Source organism: Paenibacillus sp. sgz302115 (assembly GCF_056120445.1).
This window is the reverse complement of the sequence record NZ_JBVYOK010000002.1, coordinates 127,037-147,735: the sequence shown is the minus strand read 5'-3', so window position 1 is coordinate 147,735 and position 20,699 is coordinate 127,037. Positions and strand designations below refer to the sequence as shown.

Genomic DNA, 20,699 nt, shown 5'->3' with positions numbered 1-20,699 from the left:
CATCTCCTCAGAGTGTAATTTCGCGTCCTTCCCGTGCCGACTCATAGATGGCGCAGAGAATCTTCATCACCTCCACGCCATCCTCCACCGGACTGAGTGTTTCCTTGCGGCCCAGGGTGCTGTCAATAAAATGATTGATTTCATTCTTGAAAGAACCCATGAAATCGAATGATTTGAAATCGACCTGCGGGGTCATATTGAGAATCGTATCGTATTTCTCGCCGATGATGGCAATTTCCGGCTCCAATTCGGCGCCGCCCTTGTCGCCGTACAGCTTGATGGACATTTCATCCTGCTTGGCATGCAGTGTGAAGCTTACATCCACCACAAGGCTCGCTCCGTTCTCGAAGCGGATCATCGCATTTGCCATATCTTCCACGGTGTTGGTGTTCTTCTCCGCATTGTAATCAGCCGCCTTATAGAACGACAGGTTGCGGACATTGGAGCGGTTGCCCAAGCGGTTCGAGGTGTTGGCCGACACCGATTTAACCTTCGGCTTGCCCATCAGGTACCAGCAGATGTCGATGATATGCACGCCGATATCAATCAGCGGTCCGCCCCCGGAACGCTCGATATCCGAGAACCAGCCGCCCGGGTTCCCGAGCCGCCGCAGGCAGGAGGCTCTGGCATAATAAATCTCGCCGAGCTCGCCCGCTTCGATGAATTTCCGCAGGATCTGGGCATTGTCGCTGTAGCGGCGGACAAAACCCACCTGCAGCAGCTTGCCGCTGCGGCGCACAGCCTTCTCGACTTCGAGGGCATCCTCCACACTCTGGCAGAGCGGCTTCTCGCACAGCACGTTCTTCCCGGCATCCAGGGCGGCAATGCTGATCTCGGCATGGGAGTTATTCCAGGTACAGATGCTGATGGAATCAATCTCGGGCAATGCCAGCAGCTCTTTATAATCGGTGAAGACCTTCGGAGCGTTATATTTGCCCGCCATTTCCAGTGCTCTGGCTTCATTCAGATCACAGATGGCGTAAATTTCCACCTCAGGATTACTGGCATAGGCCTGCAAATGACAATCGGATATAGAACCAGCGCCAATAACGGCAACTTTCAGCTTGGACATTTCCACTTCTCCTCCATTATGTGTAGTAAAATGAATACCGCTTATTCAATAGCAAGTCTATGCTTCCTGCCAGAAGCGGCGCACATTGTCCATGGCAATTCTGGACGCGGTCCTGCAATCCTCCATGCCCTCGAATTCAATGGAAATATATCCGTCATACCCGGATTGCTTGATTACACGGAAGATTTCGGGCATATTGATATCGCCATGGCCGACAATCGCCCCGCGCAAATAGTTGCCGTGCGAGGTCTGGAACCAGCCTTCGCCCGGATTACGGGTGGCCGGTCTCAGGTAGAAATCCTTCGCATGTACCATAGAAGCATAGGCGATATTATTCTTCAGTGCGCTGACAGGATCTTCATCCACGCAGAGGAAATTGCCAATATCGAGCGTGGTCTTGAAGTTGGCCCGCGCCGTCTCATGTATCAGCCGCTGAATCCGCTCGCTGGACTGCACATAATAGCCGTGGTTCTCCACACTTGTCGTAATCCCGAAGCCTGCCGCATAATCAGCAATCCTCCGGCAGGCCTCCACCAGAACCGGCAGGTCAGCCTCGAATTGGGCTACCGTACCCTCCTGTGCGGGCCGGAAGGCCACATCATGCCGCATTCTTGTGACGCCAAGTGCTGCCGCCACATCCACATGCTTCATCAGTGCCGTAATTTCAGCCTCCAGCGCCTCTGTACTGCTGTGGGCAATCAAATTAGCCCCAACCGCATAATTGGAAATATCGATTCCGACTTCCCGGGCGGTCTTCAGAATCTGTCCGGTTAGATCAGGATCATCCACCAGGCTGTATCCCATCGGGACAATCTCGACATGCTCTCCACCCTGATCAGCGATGAAACGAATGGCATCCGGTACAGTCAGTTCCTTTTTATCCAGCGCCTGCTGCAGACTGTATGTGCTGAGTCCTACCTTCATTGGTTCTTCATCCTCTCATCTGCATGTTTGTATCCACTGCTTCCACACACCAACGTATACCCTTTTCCAAGGAAATGTACAATGCTCAATAATCGTGCGGTGTGCTATTTTCCACTCTGCACGCCTAAATCCGCAGTATCCACAAATGATACAACCCGATCACGGGTTCCATGCAGTTCGAATACCACAACCTCGTTCGCGCCCTGGCGCAGGAGCGGGGCGGGGACATACAGGGTATGCTGAGGCCCCTTGTTCCAGTAACGCCCCAGATTGAACCCATTGATGAAGGCTACCCCCTTCGTCCAGCCATCCAGCCGCAGGAATGTATCCTTCGCTTCATCCACATGAAGAGTTCCCCGATAGAATGCCGGATTCTCCTGCAGTGCGCCATCCACGAATTCCAAGGGGGACAAGTCCTCCAGCGGGAGACAGTGAATCGTCCAGCCGAACAGGAATTGAAAGCCATGGCGGACCCCCTCTGTGATCCCCTTAGGGTCTCTCAGATACGGGCCATAATTGACCCGCCCCATATTTTCCACCAGAATCGCCAGCTCCACCCCTGCCGCTGGTACCCCGAACGATATGGACAGCTCCGGGTTGCCGCGTTCCAGCACCCCCTGAAACTCCCCATCCACAAACACCAGCGCCCGGTCCCGGACGTCCTGAACCACAAGCTCCTGCTTCTCCCTTGGCCCGGATATAGTCGTACGGTACAGAATGAAGCCGAAATCCTGGCCGAGCTTCTCCATTGGCTCGGGATTCACCATATGGACAGGAGCGGACAACAATCCGGCCTGCGAGAGCAGATCGGCCTGCTCCGTCAGCTCCACCCGCCCATACCCTTTCCGGCCGATCTCTGCAGGCAGCTTCAGTTCCCCAAGCTCCACATAACGGGCAAGGGTGTCACGGACAGCGTAGAATTTATCGGTCGGCTGACCCGACTCGCTCAAGAGCGAATCATAATCGTAGCTGGTAATCGTCGGCTCATACTGGTCCTTCTGCTGGCAGTTGGCCCCGTTATAGAACCCGAAATTCGTGCCGCCATGGAACATGTAAAAATTAACCGAGGCTTTCTCTTTCAGCATCTCCTCGAACACACGGGCCACGTCGGTGGCGTCTCTTGTATGATGGGTCTCACCCCAATGATCGAACCAGCCGTTCCAATACTCCATGCACATCAGAGGTTCTTCCCCTGTCTGATATTCCCGCAGCTTGGCCAAAGCCTCCTTCGCGCCGGAGCCGAAATTCGCAGTAGCAAGTACGCCAGGTACCGAACCCCCTTGGAGCAGAGGATCAGTGGGGCCATCTGAAGTGAACAGCAGAACATCCATCCCGCGGCTGACCATCCCCTTATGCAGATAGTCCAAATACCTGGCATCATTGCCGTAGCTGCCATACTCATTCTCGATTTGCAGAGCTATAATCGGCCCCCCGTTCGTGCAGAGCAGCGGCTTCAGCTTGGGCAGCAGCACATCATAATACGCGTCTACCCGGGCAAGAAACCTCTCGTCAGCACAGCGGAGCCGGATATCCGCATCCGCGAGCAGCCAGGCCGGCAGCCCGCCGAACTCCCATTCCGCACAAATATAGGGACTCGGGCGGACGATGACGAACAAGCCGAGCGCTGCGGCCGTCTGAATGAACCGTTCAAGGTCCGCCATGCCTGTAAAGCGGAATTGCCCGGGCTTCGGCTCATGAACATTCCAGGGAACATAAGTCTCCACTGTATTGAAGCCGCAAGCCTTTAATTTCAGCAGCCGGTCCTTCCAATACTCGGGAACGATTCTGAAGTAATGCAAAGCTCCCGACAGAAGCTGCACCGGCTTCCCGTTATAGAAAAACTGTGACCCACTGTATTCAAATACCGCCACCTTGCAGCCCCCCTCTACTCTTCAAATAAACGCCCAGACCGGATAACGTCGGATACCACCTGGACTCCTCAATGGTAAGCCGGATACGCCTTGCGGTTACCGGATGGAAGCCGCAAATCCGTTTATGCCCTACAACTGTTCCGCAGCAGATTTCTACCCAGCCTTCCCCGGCTTGGTACTCCAGCCTGAACCGCTCGATCCGCTGTCCGGAGGCTAGATGCTCCATCAGCATGATTCGGTCGAACGTCTGCTCCTGCAGCAGGTCGGCTTCTATGACGGCCCACTCCGTCCCGGCACAGGGACGCCAGAACGTATCGCGCTGCCCATCGAGCAGCCGGGACGCCTGATGGTGTTCATCTATCGTTTCCGAAGCCCATATCTTGGCTCCCCCAGCCAGGTTGCTAAGGTAAGTGCTGCGCAGTACATCCCCAAGCTCCTGCAGCCGCGCTGCATCCCGCTCATGAATAAGACCGCGTGTGTCCGGCGGGAGATTCAGCAGGAAATTGGCATTTCCGCCAACCGCGCCTTCGTAGATGCCGAGCAGCTCTTCCAGCGATTTCACCTGCCCGTCCTCAAAGGCATGGTAGAACCAACCCGGACGGATCGACGTATTGACCTCCGCAGGGTACCATATCAGTTCCCGAAACGGCTCAATAACCTCCCGGCTGCCCAGATCACCGTCCTGCGTATTGATCCGGCGGGCGAACTCGCCGTCATCGGCCTGCTGCGACTGCTCCTGGATCTTCTCGTTATCCTGCAAATGAGCTGGTACCACACTCCATTCCGAGACCCGAGTGTGGCCCGCCTCGTTGCCGCACCAGCGCACATCCGGCCCGCAGACCGAAATTACGGCCTCCGGCTGCAATTCACGAATCAGAGCATAGTAGCCGTCCCAATCATAGACCTGTCTTTTGCCATTTGCCCCCTCCCCGCAAGCTCCGTCGAACCATACACAGAAGATATCCCCGTAGTTCATCAATAGTTCCCTAAGCTGATTCTTAAAAAACTCGTTATACCGCCCCGAATCCCCATAAGAAGCTTCGTGACGGTCCCACGGCGACAGGTAAATCCCGAACCGCAACCCGCCTTCGCGGCAGGCATCGGCCACTTCCCGTACCAGGTCGCCCGCGCCGTTCCTCCATGGACTGGCCGCTACTGTGTGATCCGTGTATCGGCTTGGCCACAAGCAGAAGCCGTCATGATGCTTGCAGGTGAGGATCAGCGCCGTCATCCCGGCGGATTTGCAGACCTGAACCCATTGCTCCGCGCTGAGCTCCGATGGATTAAATATTGAGGGGTCTTCATCACCCATCCCCCACTCCCGGTCCGTGAACGTGTTTACCGTAAAATGAATAAAGGCATAGAACTCCATAGCCTGCCAGGCTGCTTGGCGCTGCGAGGGTGTCACCTTCGCTGCAGCCTGTACCCAATCTGCTGTACTCACTACGCTCCACTCCCCTTGCTGCCGTGCCGGCTCTCTGCAGTTCAAATACGGCGGTATTCGCCTGCGAACAGGTGTCTTCTTGCCCGGCAGCTCTGTTTAAAAGTCCCTTCACGCTATACCTCTTGCACTGCCTCTGCCAATCGCCGCTTCGCCTTGGCTACCAGCATGGGATCGACAGGGAAGCGGAAGCTGCCTTCCTGGCGGACACCCGAGCCCATATGCAGCTCTGTAATCCCCGTATGCAGCACGAACGGATGGATCTTGTCCACCGTCATGCCGGCCCCAGCCATCACACCGACCTGCAGTTGCCTGCCCAGCGCATGCAGCCGCTTCAGCTCCCCGGCCGCCTCCGGCGCGGTTCTTTTGCCGCCCGAGGTGAGGACACGTTCAATTCCGGCTATCTTGCTGACGGCCTCCAGCGTCCGAGTCAAGCTGGCGCTCTCGTCAATGGCGCGGTGGAACGTGATGCCCAGGCCCTGCGCCTCCCTTATACATGGTTGCAGCGAGAGCATATCAGCTTCCCCGCCGGCCGTCAGCGCACCCAGAACAATCCCGGAGGCTCCCAGTTTCTTCGCCATCCGAATGTCCGCCGTCATCGCCGCAATATCGTCCGCACTGTAACAGAATGAACGGCTATGCGGCCGGATCATGACATATACCGGAATCGACACACTGACCACAACTTGGTCAATAACACCTGCGCTGGGCGTCAGACCGCCCTCGGACATGGCAGTTACCAGCTCGATCCGGTCCGCGCCGCCCGCTTCCGCCGCCCGCGCGTCGGCCACATCTGCCGCGATAACCTCCAGTGTTGGTTGATGAATCACAATCCTCCTCCTTTACCCTTCAATATAAAAGCTCCGGACCAACCCCGCCACTCACAAATCGTCCGAGTTTTTGACCTTTTGTGCCAAATGGTTATGATATAATTTCCTACAAACGGCCAGATAAGGAAGTGATCCCATTAATATAGATGTCATCTTTCCCAATATTACGAGCACCCTGCAAATTACCGGCTGCCACTTCGGCACCAAGCCCCCTGGCTGGGACTATCCGAAGCACTATCACCCTCTATACGAAGTGCTCTACTGCCAAGAAGGCACAGCACGTCTGCTAATAAACAGTGCAGAGCTGCTCTTGTATCCGGGCGACTGGCTATTCATCCGGGCCGGGGCACGCCATGAGCTGCAGAATCGCACGTTGGATGAAGGGAATTTCTCTTTCTTTAATATTCATTTTGATATCGACGACCACGATCTGCGCCGTATACTAAGCAAATACGATTACAGCCATCTTGCGGCATCCGCCACTGCGTCTACCAAATTGCCGGTCTATGTGTCCGGCATAGAGCAGCAGATGCGCCTGCATCTGCTGGACGCTCCTTTAACGGCAGCGGAATTCGAAAGAAGACTGACCCTAACCCCAGGCGAGAAGGTGGGGCTGCAAGCCTACATCCTGCTGATTATTCAAGAGATGATTCTGTTGCAGCAAGAGAGCGGACCTTCTATTCCTGCCGAGGCAATAAACACAACGCTCCACAAAGCAGAACTCGCCCACCGTATTGAGGAGCGCCTGAGGCTTCTGACTTCGGCGGATGGCTCCATTTCGCAAATTGCCGAAGAGCTGAACATGAGCCGGAGCCAATGCAGCAAAATATTCAAAGAAGTCTATGGCATCTCGCCCCGCAAATATCTGACCGAGCTAAAGCTCAGCCTGGCCAAACAGCTGCTGGTAAGCACGAACCGGACCGTAGAGGATATCGCTGATGAGCTTGGGTTCCACTCCGTCAGCCATTTCTCAAGACAGTTCCGGAGAGGCACAGGCCTCTCTCCCAACCAGTTCCGCCCCCGCCATATGGCATAAAGGACCGCCGGAGCACAATTGTACTCCGGCGGTCCTTTATGATTACGGCTTTTCAAGAGCTGTTGCCATGTAAAATGACCTAATACAAGATCATATCTAATCAAGTTGAAAATGGCTTAGCTTATCGGGATTCCTGATCATATAGATATTGCGAACCGAACGGCTCGAGATGTTTAGCAGGATGACAGAGTCTATTTGTTCCCCCGAGCGGATGATAAGCCCAATCTGACCGTTGATCTCGCTTAGCTCCAACTGGATGTCGCCCTTGAAATACAGCACCTTACGGGTAAGACCCCGCAAAAATCCGGAGACAGCATCGCGGGATTCGATCGGGCGAACGGCTGCGAACACCTTGCCGCCTCCGTCCGAAATGAGCACGACATCGCTCGCCAGCATGGATACGACCTGTTCCAGCTCATCCTTTTCGAGTGCCGCAACGAATTGGCGGACCCACTCCTCTCTTGCAGCTTCTACATGAACGGACCTCTCATCGCTGATATTCATCTTCCCCTTCGCGCGGCTATACAGTTTTCGGCAATTGACCTCGCTCCTTCTGATGATTTCGGCTATGCCGGCATATTCAAAGCTAAGCGCCTCCCGCAGCACAAACACAGCTCGTTCGGCAGGTGACAGCTTCTCCAACAAGACCAGCGTTGCATAAGACAACAGCTCCTCTCTCACAACAAAATCAAGCGGCCCATCTTCTGAAGTGGGGACTGGTTCGGGAAGCCATTCCCCGAAATACTGCTCCCGTCGTTTGCGCGCCGATTTGTAGAGATCGCGGCAGCGATTGACGACCATTTTGCATAGATACGCCTTCGGCTCCTCCGCTAGACCAGCCGGGCTCACATCATAGACCTTCAGGAAGACATCATGCACAACATCTTCCGCATCGGACCATATACCGGTCATTTGATAGGCCAGTGTGAGCAGCAGCCCCTTATACTGGTTGTATAATTTATCCACCCTCACCACCTCCGTTTCTGGCTTCACCTGTCGTTTATTTTATCAGCAGACTGGCTGTATCCGTGGTATACTTTTTTATTTTACTGCCCAGCTTGCCTGTAATGACAATATCTAGTCCCCATTTATTCACCCAGGTCAATCCTTTGTCCGGCCCAAGTCCGATACAGAACAGAGTCATGAAGCTCTCATGCACCTGCGCCGGACGTCCTTCAAGGTCCGCCAGCAGAATTTTAGCAAGATTTGCCGCTTGAGGAATCGCTTCCTTACAGGTCATGCCATCGGCACGTCCGCTGTTCGGATCGACAATCCTTGCACAATCCCCGATGCTGTACACGCCGTGCATATCCCTCACCCGATAACTTGCATCGACAATCGTGTGGCCCTCCGGTGTGACCGGCAGGCCGAGTGTGCGTAACATCGGATTGGGCTGCAGACCGAGCGACCAGATACACAGACCAGCGGGCCGCTTCTCTCCGTTCGACAACCAGACTTCTCCATCCTTTTCCTTGATGACACGTTTTTCATGTACAACCTGAATTCCGTCACCGAGAAGGATACGCTCCAATTTGACTCCCACCTTGGAAGGCCCATCTGGAAAAAGGCGCTGTTGTGTATTGTATAAAGCGATTTTCACCGCTTGTGGATCAAGTCCCAGCAGTTCCGCATCCTTGCGGGCATAATATGCCAGCTCTGCTGCGGTTTCCATGCCGCTAATCCCTGCTCCTGCAATTGCGATGCTCATTAACCGTTCACGTTCTTTGGGGTTGTCTTCCGTGGCAGCCTGCTTCAGATTGGCAAGCCAGGCACTCCGAATCTTTAACGCATTGTCCAGCGATGCGAGCGCAATTCCGCCCTGTTCCGGATCGGGTTGCCGAATGACGCTGCCCGCCGCTACAACGAGCATATCGTAGGGCATCATCTGCTCCGTTCCTGCAGTATCCAGATAAACCAGCTGCTTCTTTGCATCTTCGATTTTGGTAACAGTCGCCTGTATCAGTTCCACTCCGTCCGGGAATAGCCGGGTCAGCGGGATTCGGATTTCCTCGTCCGTGGCTGCTGGCCTGAACATCAGTACCTTGCGCAGATGGTAAGGATTTTTGTCAATCAGAATAAGCCGCAACGGATGCTTGTCCGCCTGATCCTTGAACAGCTTGTGGATTTCTTTTACAGCGTGAATTCCCGCATACCCGGCACCGATGACGGCACATGTCAAAGTTTTCATACTAGCCACTCCTTCTGTTGGTTTGTACATAGAACGAGGTAGCGGGCTTAAATGTGACACAGTGGACACCGCCTTCTATGAGTCTGCAACTCACGCAAAAAAGGCCCGCAATTGCCGAAGCAACTGCGAGCCTTTTTCCAAAAATACAGTCAATTTGTGACTTACGCGGAAGCGGACGTTACTTTTTCAAAGAAAGGCTTCTTCCGTGACTTCGCTCCCATTCGTCCCAAGCCACTACCCCAAGCTCCGGCTGCGGCTCATCGGGTAACAAGGAAATGAACTCCAACGAGTGACCATCAGGATCACGAAAATAAATGGAAACAGCGGGAATCCATCCGAATACAAAAGGGTCCTCTGACCCATCATCTAAAAAGTTGCGTACAGCGATGCCGCGTTCTTTCAGCCAAGGAACAATGCCGGCCATGTCCGCTGCGGTAGTCTCAAATGCAAAATGCTGGCTGACGATTTGATCCGGGTCTTTCTCCCACAGGCCAAGCATCGCTTTTCTCGGCTCACCGATCCAAAAGAACCGGCAGCGCCTTGCGTCCTCATAGGCCACCGGCATGCCCAATATCTTCCCGTAAAATTCCGACGATTTCTCTAAATCGGATACATGGATGTGGGTTTCGAACAAACCTTTTATCATCGAGCTTCACCTCAGTAAAATTGAATTTTCTGTTAACTTTACCTCGCATGGGAGGCTTTTTGTTATTGGACAGTAGCCAACTTACGGGAGATAGTTCGGTACCTCGTCGGTGATATCCCTTTTCTAACTGTAAACTGTTTGATGAAGTAGGTGTCATACTCAAATCCAGTGGCGCGCGCTATTTCATTAAGGTTCATATCTGTATGTGTCAAAAGATCACCCGCAACCTTTAAGCGATAGGAAAGCAGGTAACCAATCGCAGTATTCCCGCATCTTTCCTGAAACATCTTATTCAAAGTCACACGGTTTAGATGAACATAATTTGTCAAATCCTCCAATAAAATCTTCCGCGAATAATTCGTATGCAAATAATCTAACACCGCATCGACAGGTGAATGTTCACTGTTTCGGCTCAGTTCCTCAAGCAACCCCATAATTTGAATGAGGTATTTTTTTATTCTGCACACCCAGAGTGCATCACTTTGCGCCTGAACTTCTGTGCCGAGCACAAAAAACCATTCAAACAACAGCGGATATGCTTTCCCGGTTACACGAGGCACACCCGTATGCAAATCTCTTTGAAAAAGGGAAAGGCCCGTTTGTATTCTAGGAACTATAGGAAGGTGCTCCTCCGTTTCGGCAAGCGTTATCGTGTTAAGAAATTCGGGATGAAAACAAAAGGATTGTGCAGCCACGTTAAGCTTCTCAAGGATCTGCACCTTATCGCCTTCAGCCAAGCAAAGAACACCAGGAGAGCTTATTGCTACCGGACGTTCGTTCAATATCCCTTTTATACTTCCAGACGTAATCAAAATTAGCGTATACCGTTCATGATAAGGAAAGTCCGTAAAATTCTCCAACGCATTAAACTCTATATACACGTCACGTTTTTTGTATCGGTCAATTTGCGGCATATTGGTCACCTGTCAAATAGTGTAGTTGGTTGCTTCACATATGACAGTGTAACATACAAGCTCAAAGGATATAATTACGTTGTGAATCTACAAAAAGGAGGAAATCATGATGACTGTTGAACGTTTTCACATCCATGTCTCCGATGAAATTCTTGACGATCTACAGTACAGACTGCATCACATCCGTTGGCCCGATCAATTAGAAGGCTCGAATTGGGAGCGAGGTACAGATTTAAGTTATTTAAAGTCACTCGTTTCATATTGGAGAGATCATTACGATTGGCGCGCACAAGAGTCCAAGCTGAACCGCTTTTCCCAGTTTCGCTGTAATATTGATGGAATAGATGTGCACTTCGTACACGAGCGCGGCAAAGGATCTGATCCTCTACCCATTATTCTTACTCATGGATGGCCCGACAGTTACCTTCGTTATCAAAAAATCATTCCACTCCTTACGGACCCGGCCAGTCACGGAGGTAATCCTGAGGACTCTTTCGATGTCATTGTTCCTTCATTACCCGGATTTGGATTTTCCAGTAGTCCTCTCCAGCCTGGCATCAACAATTTTCGTATCTCTCAGATGTGGGCTAAGCTAATGACAAAAGAATTGGGCTACAAAAAATTTGCTGCTGCAGGTGGTGATGTCGGCTCCGGCGTTACAAGATACCTGGCGGCAAACTATCCTGAACTTTTAGTTGGAATCCATCTAACTGATGTCGGCATAATAAGGAGTCTCATGACTTCACATGATGAGTTGGAATTTTCTGAAGAAGAACGACAATATAAGAAAAATGCTTCCGGGTGGATTTCCCATGAGGGAGGCTATATGTCCATTCAATCGACCAAACCTCAAAGTCTGGCTTATGGACTTTCCGACTCGCCGGCAGGTTTGGCCGCTTGGATCATTGAAAAATTTCGCGCATGGAGTGATTGCAAGGGGGACCTCCAGCAAAAATTCAGCGAGGATGAGCTGTTGACTCATATTATGATCTACTGGGTAACCAACACCATAGGATCATCAACACGTATATATTACGAAAATTCGCATTCCTTGCCACCACTAGGTCGAATAGAAGTTCCGACAGGCATGGCCATATTTCCCGCGGATATCGTGCTGCCCCCTAAATCCTGGACTGTGCGCAATCTCAATGTAACTCGTTGGACCGCTATGCCTTCCGGCGGGCATTTTACAGCCATGGAAGAACCCGAGCTGCTGGCCAATGACATTCGCGCATTCTACAGACCTATTAGACCGAAAAATAATTAAATAAGCCAATCAAGCGAATCGTAACAACGTATCCAAGAAATGTTTAACAACAGAATAAAAAAAGGGCCCTTCTCTGCCAGTGAAAGCAGATCCAGAACCCTTCGCTTACGATATGATGCGGTCGAGAGGACTCGAACCTCCACGGTATTGCTACCACACGGACCTGAACCGTGCACGTCTGCCAATTCCGCCACGACCGCATATTATGTATCATAGCGATTTGATCACTATAAATAAGACTATACTCTCTTTAGCTACAAATTGCAAATGATTTTTTCAAAATGTATTGTCCGTATGAAATCTCTGGAATTAACAAGGCGTCTGTTCCACTAAACCTTACTAATGAAACAAAAATACTTGATTCAATTAAATAAATGAAGTATTTTATAAGTAACACTTAATAAAGAAAGGTGAGGTAGAATGGACGCCATTGATTACAAGATTCTCAATGCACTAATGGAGAACGGGAGAATCACCTGGGCCGAGCTGGCGGGTCATCTGGGTCTCTCCTCACCGGCAACGGCGGACCGCGTGCGCAAGCTCGAAGAGCAGGGCCTGATCAAAGGCTATACAGCTCTGATCGACGCTGAGTCCGCAGGCAGCGGGCTGGGAGCACTCATCGCCGTCTCGCTGGAGCGGCCTGCGCACCGGGAAGCTTTTCTGGAGCTGGTGCAGAAGCTGCCGGAGATCCAGGAATGCCATCATACCGCCGGGGATGACGATTACGTGCTGAAGGTGCGCTGCCGGGGAACACGCGATTTAGACCGGATCATCAGCGAGCAGCTCAAGAGTCTCCCCGGCATTGTGCGGACACGCACGACCATTATTTTAGGGACGGTTAAGGAAACTCCGAATGTGCCGCTGCCGCCTGTGGAGCATGCTCCATGATCGTCTGGTCAGCCCTGCTAAGCGGCTTTGGCTTCGGCTTCGTCATAGCCGCTCCCGTCGGCCCCATGTCACTGCTCTGTATGAACCGGACCCTGCGGCAAGGCTTCCGTGCCGGATTGGCCACCGGCCTCGGGATTGCACTTGCCGACATGTTTTATGCCTTGATGACAGTGTCCAGCTTCAAGGTCGTGAATAATTTCACCGCCATGTATGCTCTGCCGCTCCGGTTGCTTGGCAGCCTGTTCCTCGGCTATCTGGGCATAAGAGCCCTGCTGCCCGCCAGTTCCAGCTCGAACGCAGAAACTATGCGCGGCGGCGTTTCCTATTCTCTGGCCTCTTCTTTCCTGCTGACTTTGGCGAATCCGTCTACCATCCTGAGCTTCATTGCGCTCGCAGCTTCACTGGGGACTGCCATCGGCAGCTCCTGGTTTCTGCCTGCGGGCATCGCCTTTGGCTCCGGCTGCTGGTGGCTACTGCTTAGCACCATAATTTTCTGGATCAGAGGCAGACTCCCTGCTTCCTTCATCCGCTCGTTGAACCTCTGTTCATCGGTCATCCTGATCCTGTTCAGCCTGTACGGCATCTTTACCGCACTAACCGGGCTTGGAGAGTAAGCGGAATTCGAAGCACAATCCCCTTCACAACTGCACCGAAGCTTATCATTTATCACCTACAAAACGGTCGTTACCCGCGCCAAGTCCAACTACGAAAAGCAAAATGCTCGCCACCGCCAATAAAGCCAGCGGAATATTCCAACTGTGAGTCACATCATGTAAAAGCCCGAAAAATGCGGGACCCATCGCCGCCAGCAAGTACCCGATAGATTGGGCCATCCCCGACAGCTCGCTCGCTTCCTGGGCATTTCGGGTGCGCAGGCTGAAGAACATCATCACAAGGCCAAAAGCGAAGCCCCCGGCAATACCGATGCAGATGGCCCAAACCGCCATCCAGGAGCTTGTGCCAAGCCAGACTCCGAGAATCCCAATAATGAAGAGTATGGAGGTAACCAGCACCAGACGGCGCTGGTCCTTCATTTTGCCTGCCCACAGCGGCACAAAAAAGGTAAACGGCAACTGGGCCAGTTGCATAAGCGAAAGAATCCAGCCGGCCTGGCTGGAGGACATGCCCCTCTCGACCAGAATTACCGAAAACCAGGCAATCAGCACATAGTAGAGCAATGATTGCAGACCCATGAACAGCGTCACCTGCCAGGCCAGCCGGGAGCGCCATATTTTACCTGATGAATGGCCTTTGCTCGCAGCGCTGTCTTGGGCCAGATTCCGCAGCTGCGGAATCCAGAACAGCGTGGCCAGCGCAGCCACGATAAACCATATGGCAAGTGTGCCCCGCCAGCCGAATCCGCTCTGCTGCGCCAATGGAACGCTGATCCCCGAGGCGGCGGCTGCACATAAATTCATCGAGACGGTATAGACCCCGGTCATGAGTCCGATGCGCTCGGGGAATCTGCCTTTGATCAGCCCCGGCAGCAGCACATTGCAGACAGCGATGGACAGCCCAATCATTGCTGTGCCCAGGAACAGCATTGCCGCTCCCGAGGATGAACGGAGCAGAATGCCCAGGGACAATGCCAGCATAGCCAGCATAAGCACGTTCGCGGTACCAAATCGGCGGGCCAACCGTGGCGCAAAAGGCGACAGCAGCGCAAACGCCAGAAGCGGCAGCGTCGTTATTGCTCCCGAGAGTGTGCCCGATAATCCCAGATCATCGCGGATCATTCCCAGCAGAGGGCCAACGGAAGTGAATGGAGCCCGCAGCGCCGCAGCAATACAAATAATGCCTACACCAAGCAGAATACGGCTTGCCCCGGAGTCCCGCCGGGACTTGTCCAGCTTTTGAATAAGTGCTTCTTGTTGCTTTACTTTCATGATGTTCCTCCTGGTGACCTATGTATTCACATTGAATAATTATATCTCCTTACTCCCGGCATTGCACAGTATTTCGAATCCAAGCAACAAACCGCCAGCCCTAGGACTGGCGGTACTGCTGCAAAAAATGAAAGCCGCAATTATACCCAGAAAGACTTAGTAATGATAACGAGCAGGATGAACAGAACCAGAATAGCGCCAGTAGAAGTAAAAGCGCCGCCGTATGCTCCAACATTTTCGCCCATGATTAACTCCTCCTTTGTACTTGCATACAGTTAAGATATGTTGGACGGAGTAATTGGGATTGGGTAAAGCAGCAAAAATCTGCCCGAAGAATGTACAATTTAAAACTTCTTTCCGTTGACAAATACCTTCCCCGTCTTTAACATGGGGTTTATTGAGAATTAATCTCAATTAGATATACATAATTCTACAGAAATGAGTGAACAAGAGATGCTGCGCCGTTTTTTTTCCTACTATCGTCCATATAAAAAATTGTTTATTCTCGACTTCACCTGTGCTGTGGGTGCGGGGCTGCTCGAGCTGGCTTTTCCGGTGGCCGTCAACAAGTTCATTGATGATCTGCTGCCGGGACAAGACTGGCCGCTGATTCTGATTGCCTGTATTGCGCTGATGGCGATTTACGCTTTGAATACAGCAATGCAATATATTGTGACCTATTGGGGACATATGCTGGGGATCAATATTGAAACCGATATGCGCAAAAAAATGTTCGATCATATCCAGAAGCTGTCCTTCCGTTACTTCGACAACAACAAAACCGGTCATCTGATCGGACGCATCACCAATGACCTGAATGATATCGGGGAAGTGGCGCATCACGGGCCGGAGGATGTGTTTATCGCCGTCATGACTTTGGCAGGGGCGTTTGTTCTGATGGCCGATATCAATCTGAAGCTTGCCATTATTACCTTTATTATTGTTCCGGTTATGGCCTGGATCATTATCTATTTCGGACGCAGCATGACCGCCACCTATGGCCGGCTGTTCGGCAACGTAGGCAGCTTCAATGCCCGGATTGAGGATAATGTCGGGGGAATCCGGGTTGTGCAATCTTTTGCCAATGAGGAGCATGAGAAAAAGCTGTTTGCCGCCGATAACCAAATGTTCCGCCAAACCAAGCTGATGGCTTATAAGCTGATGGCCAAAAGCTTGTCGGTCAGCTATATGATGACCCGCCTGATTACCATCGTCGTGATGATCTGCGGCGCCTGGTTCTTCATTCAGGGAGAGCTTGCGATTGGAGAATTCGTTGCATTCATTCTGCTGTCCAACGTCTTTTTCCGGCCGATTGACAAGATCAGCGCCGTAATTGAGAGTTATCCGAAGGGGATTGCCGGCTTCAAGCGTTATCTGGAGGTCATTGATGCCGAGCCCGATATTGCCGACAAGCCCGGCGCACTGGATGTCACCACCCTTCGCGGCGATATTGTCTTTGACAATGTCAGCTTCGGCTATGAGGCGGGCCGGCCGGTGCTGCAGGACATCAGCCTGAAGGTGAACGCCGGAGAAACAATCGCCTTCGTTGGACCCTCTGGGGCAGGCAAAACTACGATCTGCAGCCTGCTGCCCCGCTTCTATGATGTCACCGGCGGCGCCATTTCCATTGATGGAAACGACATCCGCGACCTGAAGCTGAATGCGCTGCGGAGACAAATCGGGATTGTGCAGCAGGATGTGTTCCTCTTCTCGGGGACTATCCGCGAGAATATCGCCTACGGCAAGCTGGATGCGGAGCTTCCTGAAATCTGGGAAGCGGCGAGACGCGCGCATCTGGAGGAGCTGATCAACAGCCTGCCGGCCGGGATGGACACCGTGATCGGGGAACGCGGCGTGAAGCTGTCCGGCGGGCAAAAGCAGCGGCTTGCCATCGCCCGTATGTTCCTCAAGAATCCGCCGATCCTGATTCTGGATGAAGCCACTTCGGCGCTGGACACGGAGACAGAAGCGGCCATTCAGCAGTCACTAGCGGAGCTGTCCGTAGGCCGGACGACCCTTGTGATCGCCCACCGCCTCACGACGATCAAGAATGCCGACCGGATCATTGTCGTGAACGAGGAAGGCATCTCCGAGGAGGGCCGTCACGAGGAGCTTCTGAACACCGGCGGCGCCTACAGCCGCCTGTACCAAGCACAATACAATGCATAGGTAAAGTTGCAAAAAAAACCTTCCGCTGGATCGCCTGATGAACATAGGCGGATCGCGGAAGGTTTTTTGCTGTGTCCAGTCACTCTGCCCCCAGAAATCGGATTGCCAGCTCCCGATAGAAGCTGATGGATGCCAGATAGGCTTCAATGTCTACCCATTCATCCGGCTGGTGGGCCAAGGCGGGGTCGCCGGGTCCATAGATCAGAACGGGCAATCTGCCATTGTCATGCAGCACAGAGCCGTCCGTGTAATAAGGAACGCCCTGCACCGCCCGGCCCTCTTCTTCAGATTGTTCCGTTCCTCCCAGCGAAGCGGCAACCTCCAGCGCTGTGGCAATCAGCTCCCGGCTGGGGTCTGTGTAGACCACACTGCGGTCCAGCAATTGCTCCACCTCATACCTGTAGCCGGGGTGCAACTGCTGAATTTGCTGCAGCCTAGCTTCAATCTCCTCAAGGAGCGAGGCATGCTGCAGCGGCGGAACTGTACGGATATCCACATCAATGGTGCAGCGGTCCGGAATGACATTGGTCTGCACTCCGCCTTCTATCTTGTTCACCGACAGGCTGCTTGTGCCAAGCACGGCATCATGGGTCTGCCATTCCAGAGCATGGCTGCGCAGCAGGGCAATTACCTCCATCATCCCCTCCACCGCATTCAGGCCAAGCTGCGGCATCGAGCCGTGGGCGCTGCGCCCGAATAACGTTATCCGCAGCCACAAAGCCCCTTTGTGGCCCACCGCCACCCGGCTGCCTGTCGGCTCCCCAATCACAATTCCGTCCAGATCAAGACGACCACTCCGGTCTGCATACATCCGTGCTCCGCAGCTATCGACCTCTTCCCCCGCAGTCGCCAGGAATACCAGATCACCGCCCAGCCGGATGCCTTCCTGGTGCAGCGAAGCTGCGGCGAGCAGCATGGCGGCGAGGCCGCTTTTCATATCGGAGGTTCCCCGCCCATACATCCGGCCGTTGTCGATCACTGCTCCATGCGGAGGATAGCTTCCAGCGGCGGCAGTCCAGGGGCTAACGGTGTCCAGATGGCCGCAGAACATCAGCTTCCTGCTCCCGTTCCCTTGAAATACGGCCTCCAGATTGCTCCGTCCCTGCTCAATTCCGGTAACGCTGCTCTCCACGCCAAGCTCCCGCAAAAAATCCTGCAAAAGCACTGACAAACGTTGCTCATTGCCCGGCGGATTACAGGTATCCACCTCAATCAAACGCTGCAAAAAGGGAACGGCAAATTCCCGGCTGCTCACATCCTTCATTTTGCACACCTCCCGGTAGTCCGAAGTTTCCTTTGCAATTCCTGCCGCTTTATTTCTTCGCGATGTGTACCTTCAGCAGCTTGCCCTTCACAGTGGTGCTCTTCATCGCCTGCAGCACCAGCGCCCCCTTGCCGTTCAGGATATCCACGTAAGTCACATTGTCCTGAATCGTGATAATCCCGATGTCCTCGGCAGTGATCCCTTCCAGCTTCGCAATCGTGCCAACGAAATCGACAGCCCGAAGTTTCTTTTTCTTCCCGCCGTTAAAATACAGCTTCATGATGTCCTGATTCATGACCTCGGTTTTGCCCTTCTTGCGGACCTGCCGCATGCCCAGCTTCTCCTCAAAAGCAGGCTTGGCGTAAGCCACAGCTTCCTCCGAAGGAGCCTGCAGCACCGGAAGGCTGAACCCGATGTAGCTCTCAATGTCCCGGACCCATTTGTGTTCATGCGGTGTAGCGAACGTGATCGCTTTGCCGCTATTACCTGCGCGTGCGGTACGTCCGGTGCGGTGCACGTAGCTCTCTTTTTCCATCGGAATATCGTAGTTGATCACATGGGTAATTTTCTCAATATCAATGCCGCGCGCGGCTACGTCGGTAGCAATCAGATAGCGGAACTGGCCTCTTTTAAAAGCATTCATGACCTCAAAGCGTTCGTCCTGCATCATACCGCCGTGAATTTTGTCCACCGGATACTCCAGATCGGCCATCCCCCGGAAAAGTGCATCTACCTGATCCTGCGTCCGGCAAAAAATAATGCAGCTGTCCGGATTCTCTACCGTCAGCAGGTCGAGAAGCACACCAAACTTGGCAGCTTGTCTGACTTCGATCAAGGCATGCTCAATCGTCGCCGTCGTCAAACCGCTGGCTTCGATCTCAATGTCCGCCGGTTCCGTCATATATTTGCGGCACAAATTCTTCACGGCATCCGGCAGCGTGGCAGAGAACAGCATGGTTACCCGCTCCCGGGGCAGCTTCTGGATAATTTGCTCAATCTGCTCGATAAACCCCATGCTCAGCATTTCATCCGCTTCATCAATCACCAGGTATTTGATCCGGTTCAGCGGCAACGTGCCGCGCTCAATATGGTCAAACACACGTCCCGGCGTGCCTACGACGACATGCGTTTTTTGCGCGAGCTCAATTTTTTGCGGGGCGAACGGCTGCTTGCCGAACACAGCGACCGCCTTGATCCTCTTGAACCGTCCGATGTTGGTAATATCCTCTTTGACCTGTGCAGCCAGCTCGCGTGTCGGCGTCAGCACCAAAGCCTGCGGCTTGTTCTCCGCCCAATCCACCAGCTCGCAGAGCGGGATGCCGAACGATGCGGTTTTGCCGCTGCCGGTCTGCGATTTGACGATCAGATCCTGCCCTTTGAGCGCTACCGGGATGACTTTGCTCTGCACCTCTGTTGGCTCCAGATACTTCAATAGGTCCAGCGCCCGGATAATCTCTTCATTTAGCCCGTAATCCCTGAATTGCAATTCGCTCATGTAGTTGTTCCTTCCATTTTATGCATTTCCTTATTATAGCAGCTAGTGGCTGCCCTGATTCCATTCCTTATAAAATTGCTCCAGGAAATTCAGCATGAAATCATGCCGTTCCTCCGCGAGCTTGCGTCCGTAAGGCGTATTCATTAAGTCCTTCAGCTTCAGCAGCTTCTCATAAAAATGATTGACCGCCGTTCCTTTGGAATAATCGCGGTACTCCTTCTGCAGGGTTTCATCACGCGGCGCAATCTCCGGGTCATACACCGGACGGCCCTTTGCTCCCGAAAAAACCATCGTTCTCGTTATGCCTATCGCCCCCAGCGCATCCAGCCGGTCGGCATCCTGCACCACCTGTCCTTCCAGCGTTGACATCGGTGCTCCTCCGCCGCCGCTGAAGGACATCGTTTCGATAATCTGCATAATATGCTTGATTTGTCCCTCGTCACTCAAATGCTCCGCCAGCCAGTTATGTACTTTGAGCAGTCCCGCTTCTTTGGAAGAATTCAGCTTCTCGTCGGCAACATCATGCAGCAGAGCAGCTATTGTGCAGATAAAAACATCCGCCTGCTCCATCTCCGCGATCAACGCCGCCATATTGCGCACACGGTCCGTGTGGAACCAGTCATGGCCGGTTTTGTCCTGGCCTAATTGCTCTTTGGCGAAGCTTTCGGCTTCGGCAATGATTGGGGTAGATTTCATGGAAAACACTCTCCTTATTGTGTGATATTACTCCATAGCTTGCATGACTTCTCCCAATCGTCTATAATGTGCTGTAATCCAGCCTTGAAGGGATATGATTCGCATGAACAGC

19 protein-coding genes and 1 tRNA gene are annotated in these 20,699 nt (G+C 53.0%); 5 read left to right on the top strand and 15 right to left on the bottom strand.

From position 1 onward, the window contains the following. Nucleotides 1–7 precede the first annotated feature (7 nt). The 5 genes from AC0LWN_RS06160 to AC0LWN_RS06140 all read right to left on the bottom strand — a co-directional run bounded on the left by AC0LWN_RS06160 (nt 8) and on the right by AC0LWN_RS06140 (nt 6,138). The gene (locus AC0LWN_RS06160) at nt 8–1,072 is read right to left on the bottom strand and encodes a Gfo/Idh/MocA family protein (RefSeq protein WP_474663713.1); all 1,065 of its coding nucleotides are present in this window, start codon (nt 1,070–1,072) and stop codon (nt 8–10) included. 57 nt (nt 1,073–1,129) lie between these two features. Then, nucleotides 1,130–1,996, bottom strand: a complete 867-nt coding sequence (locus tag AC0LWN_RS06155) for a sugar phosphate isomerase/epimerase family protein (RefSeq protein WP_474663712.1) — start codon at nt 1,994–1,996, stop codon at nt 1,130–1,132. Nucleotides 1,997–2,100: 104 nt separating this feature from the next. Continuing rightward, on the bottom strand, nt 2,101–3,867 hold the full coding sequence (locus tag AC0LWN_RS06150) for a glycoside hydrolase family 35 protein (RefSeq protein ID WP_474663711.1): 1,767 nt from the start codon (nt 3,865–3,867) through the stop codon (nt 2,101–2,103). Beyond that, nucleotides 3,854–5,311 (bottom strand): alpha-L-fucosidase, encoded by a 1,458-nt coding sequence (locus tag AC0LWN_RS06145; RefSeq protein WP_474663710.1) that lies wholly within the window; start codon nt 5,309–5,311, stop codon nt 3,854–3,856. The genes AC0LWN_RS06150 and AC0LWN_RS06145 overlap by 14 nt, the downstream gene beginning before the upstream one ends. Before the next feature lie 113 nt (nt 5,312–5,424). Then, nucleotides 5,425–6,138, bottom strand: a complete 714-nt coding sequence (locus AC0LWN_RS06140; RefSeq protein WP_474663709.1) for a copper homeostasis protein CutC — start codon at nt 6,136–6,138, stop codon at nt 5,425–5,427. A 136-nt stretch (nt 6,139–6,274) separates the two neighbouring features. Here AC0LWN_RS06140 and AC0LWN_RS06135 point away from each other — a divergent pair, with 136 nt between their 5' ends. Next, nucleotides 6,275–7,174: a helix-turn-helix domain-containing protein gene (locus AC0LWN_RS06135; RefSeq protein ID WP_474664138.1), complete on the top strand. Its 900-nt coding sequence runs from the start codon at nt 6,275–6,277 to the stop codon at nt 7,172–7,174. A 96-nt stretch (nt 7,175–7,270) separates the two neighbouring features. Here the strand turns inward: AC0LWN_RS06135 and sigJ are convergent, their stop codons facing one another. From sigJ to AC0LWN_RS06115, 4 genes are all read right to left on the bottom strand, one after another. Beyond that, nucleotides 7,271–8,140, bottom strand: a complete 870-nt coding sequence (gene sigJ, locus AC0LWN_RS06130) for an RNA polymerase sigma factor SigJ (protein WP_474663708.1) — start codon at nt 8,138–8,140, stop codon at nt 7,271–7,273. 34 nt (nt 8,141–8,174) lie between these two features. After that, entirely contained in the window at nt 8,175–9,362 is a 1,188-nt protein-coding gene (locus AC0LWN_RS06125) for an NAD(P)/FAD-dependent oxidoreductase (RefSeq protein ID WP_474663707.1), read from the bottom strand. 178 nt (nt 9,363–9,540) lie between these two features. Beyond that, nucleotides 9,541–10,008 (bottom strand): VOC family protein, encoded by a 468-nt coding sequence (locus AC0LWN_RS06120; protein ID WP_474663706.1) that lies wholly within the window; start codon nt 10,006–10,008, stop codon nt 9,541–9,543. Between the two features lie 62 nt (nt 10,009–10,070). Next, on the bottom strand, nt 10,071–10,922 hold the full coding sequence (locus AC0LWN_RS06115; RefSeq protein ID WP_474663705.1) for a helix-turn-helix domain-containing protein: 852 nt from the start codon (nt 10,920–10,922) through the stop codon (nt 10,071–10,073). A 109-nt stretch (nt 10,923–11,031) separates the two neighbouring features. Here AC0LWN_RS06115 and AC0LWN_RS06110 point away from each other — a divergent pair, with 109 nt between their 5' ends. Then, nucleotides 11,032–12,189, top strand: a complete 1,158-nt coding sequence (locus tag AC0LWN_RS06110; protein ID WP_474664136.1) for an epoxide hydrolase family protein — start codon at nt 11,032–11,034, stop codon at nt 12,187–12,189. A 116-nt stretch (nt 12,190–12,305) separates the two neighbouring features. Here AC0LWN_RS06110 and AC0LWN_RS06105 read toward each other — a convergent pair. After that, nucleotides 12,306–12,389, bottom strand: a tRNA-Leu gene (locus tag AC0LWN_RS06105). A 220-nt stretch (nt 12,390–12,609) separates the two neighbouring features. On the opposite strand from AC0LWN_RS06105, the gene AC0LWN_RS06100 reads away from it, so the two are divergent. Further along, on the top strand, nt 12,610–13,077 hold the full coding sequence (locus AC0LWN_RS06100; protein WP_474663704.1) for an Lrp/AsnC family transcriptional regulator: 468 nt from the start codon (nt 12,610–12,612) through the stop codon (nt 13,075–13,077). Next, nucleotides 13,074–13,691, top strand: a complete 618-nt coding sequence (locus AC0LWN_RS06095) for a LysE family translocator (RefSeq protein WP_474663703.1) — start codon at nt 13,074–13,076, stop codon at nt 13,689–13,691. Before AC0LWN_RS06100 ends, AC0LWN_RS06095 begins: the two co-directional genes overlap by 4 nt. A gap of 45 nt (nt 13,692–13,736) precedes the next feature. Here the strand turns inward: AC0LWN_RS06095 and AC0LWN_RS06090 are convergent, their stop codons facing one another. Both AC0LWN_RS06090 and AC0LWN_RS06085 read right to left on the bottom strand, forming a co-directional pair. Further along, the gene (locus AC0LWN_RS06090; protein ID WP_474663702.1) at nt 13,737–14,963 is read right to left on the bottom strand and encodes a CynX/NimT family MFS transporter; all 1,227 of its coding nucleotides are present in this window, start codon (nt 14,961–14,963) and stop codon (nt 13,737–13,739) included. Nucleotides 14,964–15,103: 140 nt separating this feature from the next. After that, nucleotides 15,104–15,208, bottom strand: a complete 105-nt coding sequence (locus tag AC0LWN_RS06085) for a YjcZ family sporulation protein (RefSeq protein WP_474663701.1) — start codon at nt 15,206–15,208, stop codon at nt 15,104–15,106. A gap of 208 nt (nt 15,209–15,416) precedes the next feature. Between AC0LWN_RS06085 and AC0LWN_RS06080 the strand changes: the two genes are divergently transcribed. Next, nucleotides 15,417–17,132, top strand: coding sequence for an ABC transporter ATP-binding protein (locus AC0LWN_RS06080; protein ID WP_474663700.1), 1,716 nt, complete (start codon nt 15,417–15,419; stop codon nt 17,130–17,132). A 79-nt stretch (nt 17,133–17,211) separates the two neighbouring features. On the opposite strand, the gene AC0LWN_RS06075 is transcribed toward AC0LWN_RS06080, so the two are convergent. The 3 genes from AC0LWN_RS06075 to AC0LWN_RS06065 are packed head-to-tail and all read right to left on the bottom strand — an operon-like array spanning nt 17,212 to nt 20,587. Further along, nucleotides 17,212–18,396: a M20 family metallopeptidase gene (locus tag AC0LWN_RS06075; protein ID WP_474663699.1), complete on the bottom strand. Its 1,185-nt coding sequence runs from the start codon at nt 18,394–18,396 to the stop codon at nt 17,212–17,214. A gap of 49 nt (nt 18,397–18,445) precedes the next feature. After that, the gene (locus AC0LWN_RS06070; RefSeq protein WP_474663698.1) at nt 18,446–19,891 is read right to left on the bottom strand and encodes a DEAD/DEAH box helicase; all 1,446 of its coding nucleotides are present in this window, start codon (nt 19,889–19,891) and stop codon (nt 18,446–18,448) included. A 42-nt stretch (nt 19,892–19,933) separates the two neighbouring features. Next, complete coding sequence (locus tag AC0LWN_RS06065; protein WP_474663697.1) at nt 19,934–20,587, bottom strand: HD domain-containing protein; 654 nt, start codon at nt 20,585–20,587, stop codon at nt 19,934–19,936. Nucleotides 20,588–20,699: the final 112 nt, after the last annotated feature.

What these genes read in the sequence shown, in the direction of transcription:
- AC0LWN_RS06160 (WP_474663713.1), bottom strand. Translation starts at nt 1,072, where the DNA reads ATGTCCAAGCTGAAAGTTGCCGTTATTGGCGCTGGTTCTATATCCGAT.
- AC0LWN_RS06155 (WP_474663712.1), bottom strand. Translation starts at nt 1,996, where the DNA reads ATGAAGGTAGGACTCAGCACATACAGTCTGCAGCAGGCGCTGGATAAA.
- AC0LWN_RS06125 (WP_474663707.1), bottom strand. Translation starts at nt 9,362, where the DNA reads ATGAAAACTTTGACATGTGCCGTCATCGGTGCCGGGTATGCGGGAATT.
- AC0LWN_RS06120 (WP_474663706.1), bottom strand. Translation starts at nt 10,008, where the DNA reads ATGATAAAAGGTTTGTTCGAAACCCACATCCATGTATCCGATTTAGAG.
- AC0LWN_RS06115 (WP_474663705.1), bottom strand. Translation starts at nt 10,922, where the DNA reads ATGCCGCAAATTGACCGATACAAAAAACGTGACGTGTATATAGAGTTT.
- AC0LWN_RS06110 (WP_474664136.1), top strand. Translation starts at nt 11,032, where the DNA reads ATGACTGTTGAACGTTTTCACATCCATGTCTCCGATGAAATTCTTGAC.
- AC0LWN_RS06100 (WP_474663704.1), top strand. Translation starts at nt 12,610, where the DNA reads ATGGACGCCATTGATTACAAGATTCTCAATGCACTAATGGAGAACGGG.
- AC0LWN_RS06095 (WP_474663703.1), top strand. Translation starts at nt 13,074, where the DNA reads ATGATCGTCTGGTCAGCCCTGCTAAGCGGCTTTGGCTTCGGCTTCGTC.
- AC0LWN_RS06090 (WP_474663702.1), bottom strand. Translation starts at nt 14,963, where the DNA reads ATGAAAGTAAAGCAACAAGAAGCACTTATTCAAAAGCTGGACAAGTCC.
- AC0LWN_RS06085 (WP_474663701.1), bottom strand. Translation starts at nt 15,208, where the DNA reads ATGGGCGAAAATGTTGGAGCATACGGCGGCGCTTTTACTTCTACTGGC.
- AC0LWN_RS06080 (WP_474663700.1), top strand. Translation starts at nt 15,417, where the DNA reads ATGCTGCGCCGTTTTTTTTCCTACTATCGTCCATATAAAAAATTGTTT.
- AC0LWN_RS06075 (WP_474663699.1), bottom strand. Translation starts at nt 18,396, where the DNA reads ATGAAGGATGTGAGCAGCCGGGAATTTGCCGTTCCCTTTTTGCAGCGT.
- AC0LWN_RS06070 (WP_474663698.1), bottom strand. Translation starts at nt 19,891, where the DNA reads ATGAGCGAATTGCAATTCAGGGATTACGGGCTAAATGAAGAGATTATC.
- AC0LWN_RS06065 (WP_474663697.1), bottom strand. Translation starts at nt 20,587, where the DNA reads ATGAAATCTACCCCAATCATTGCCGAAGCCGAAAGCTTCGCCAAAGAG.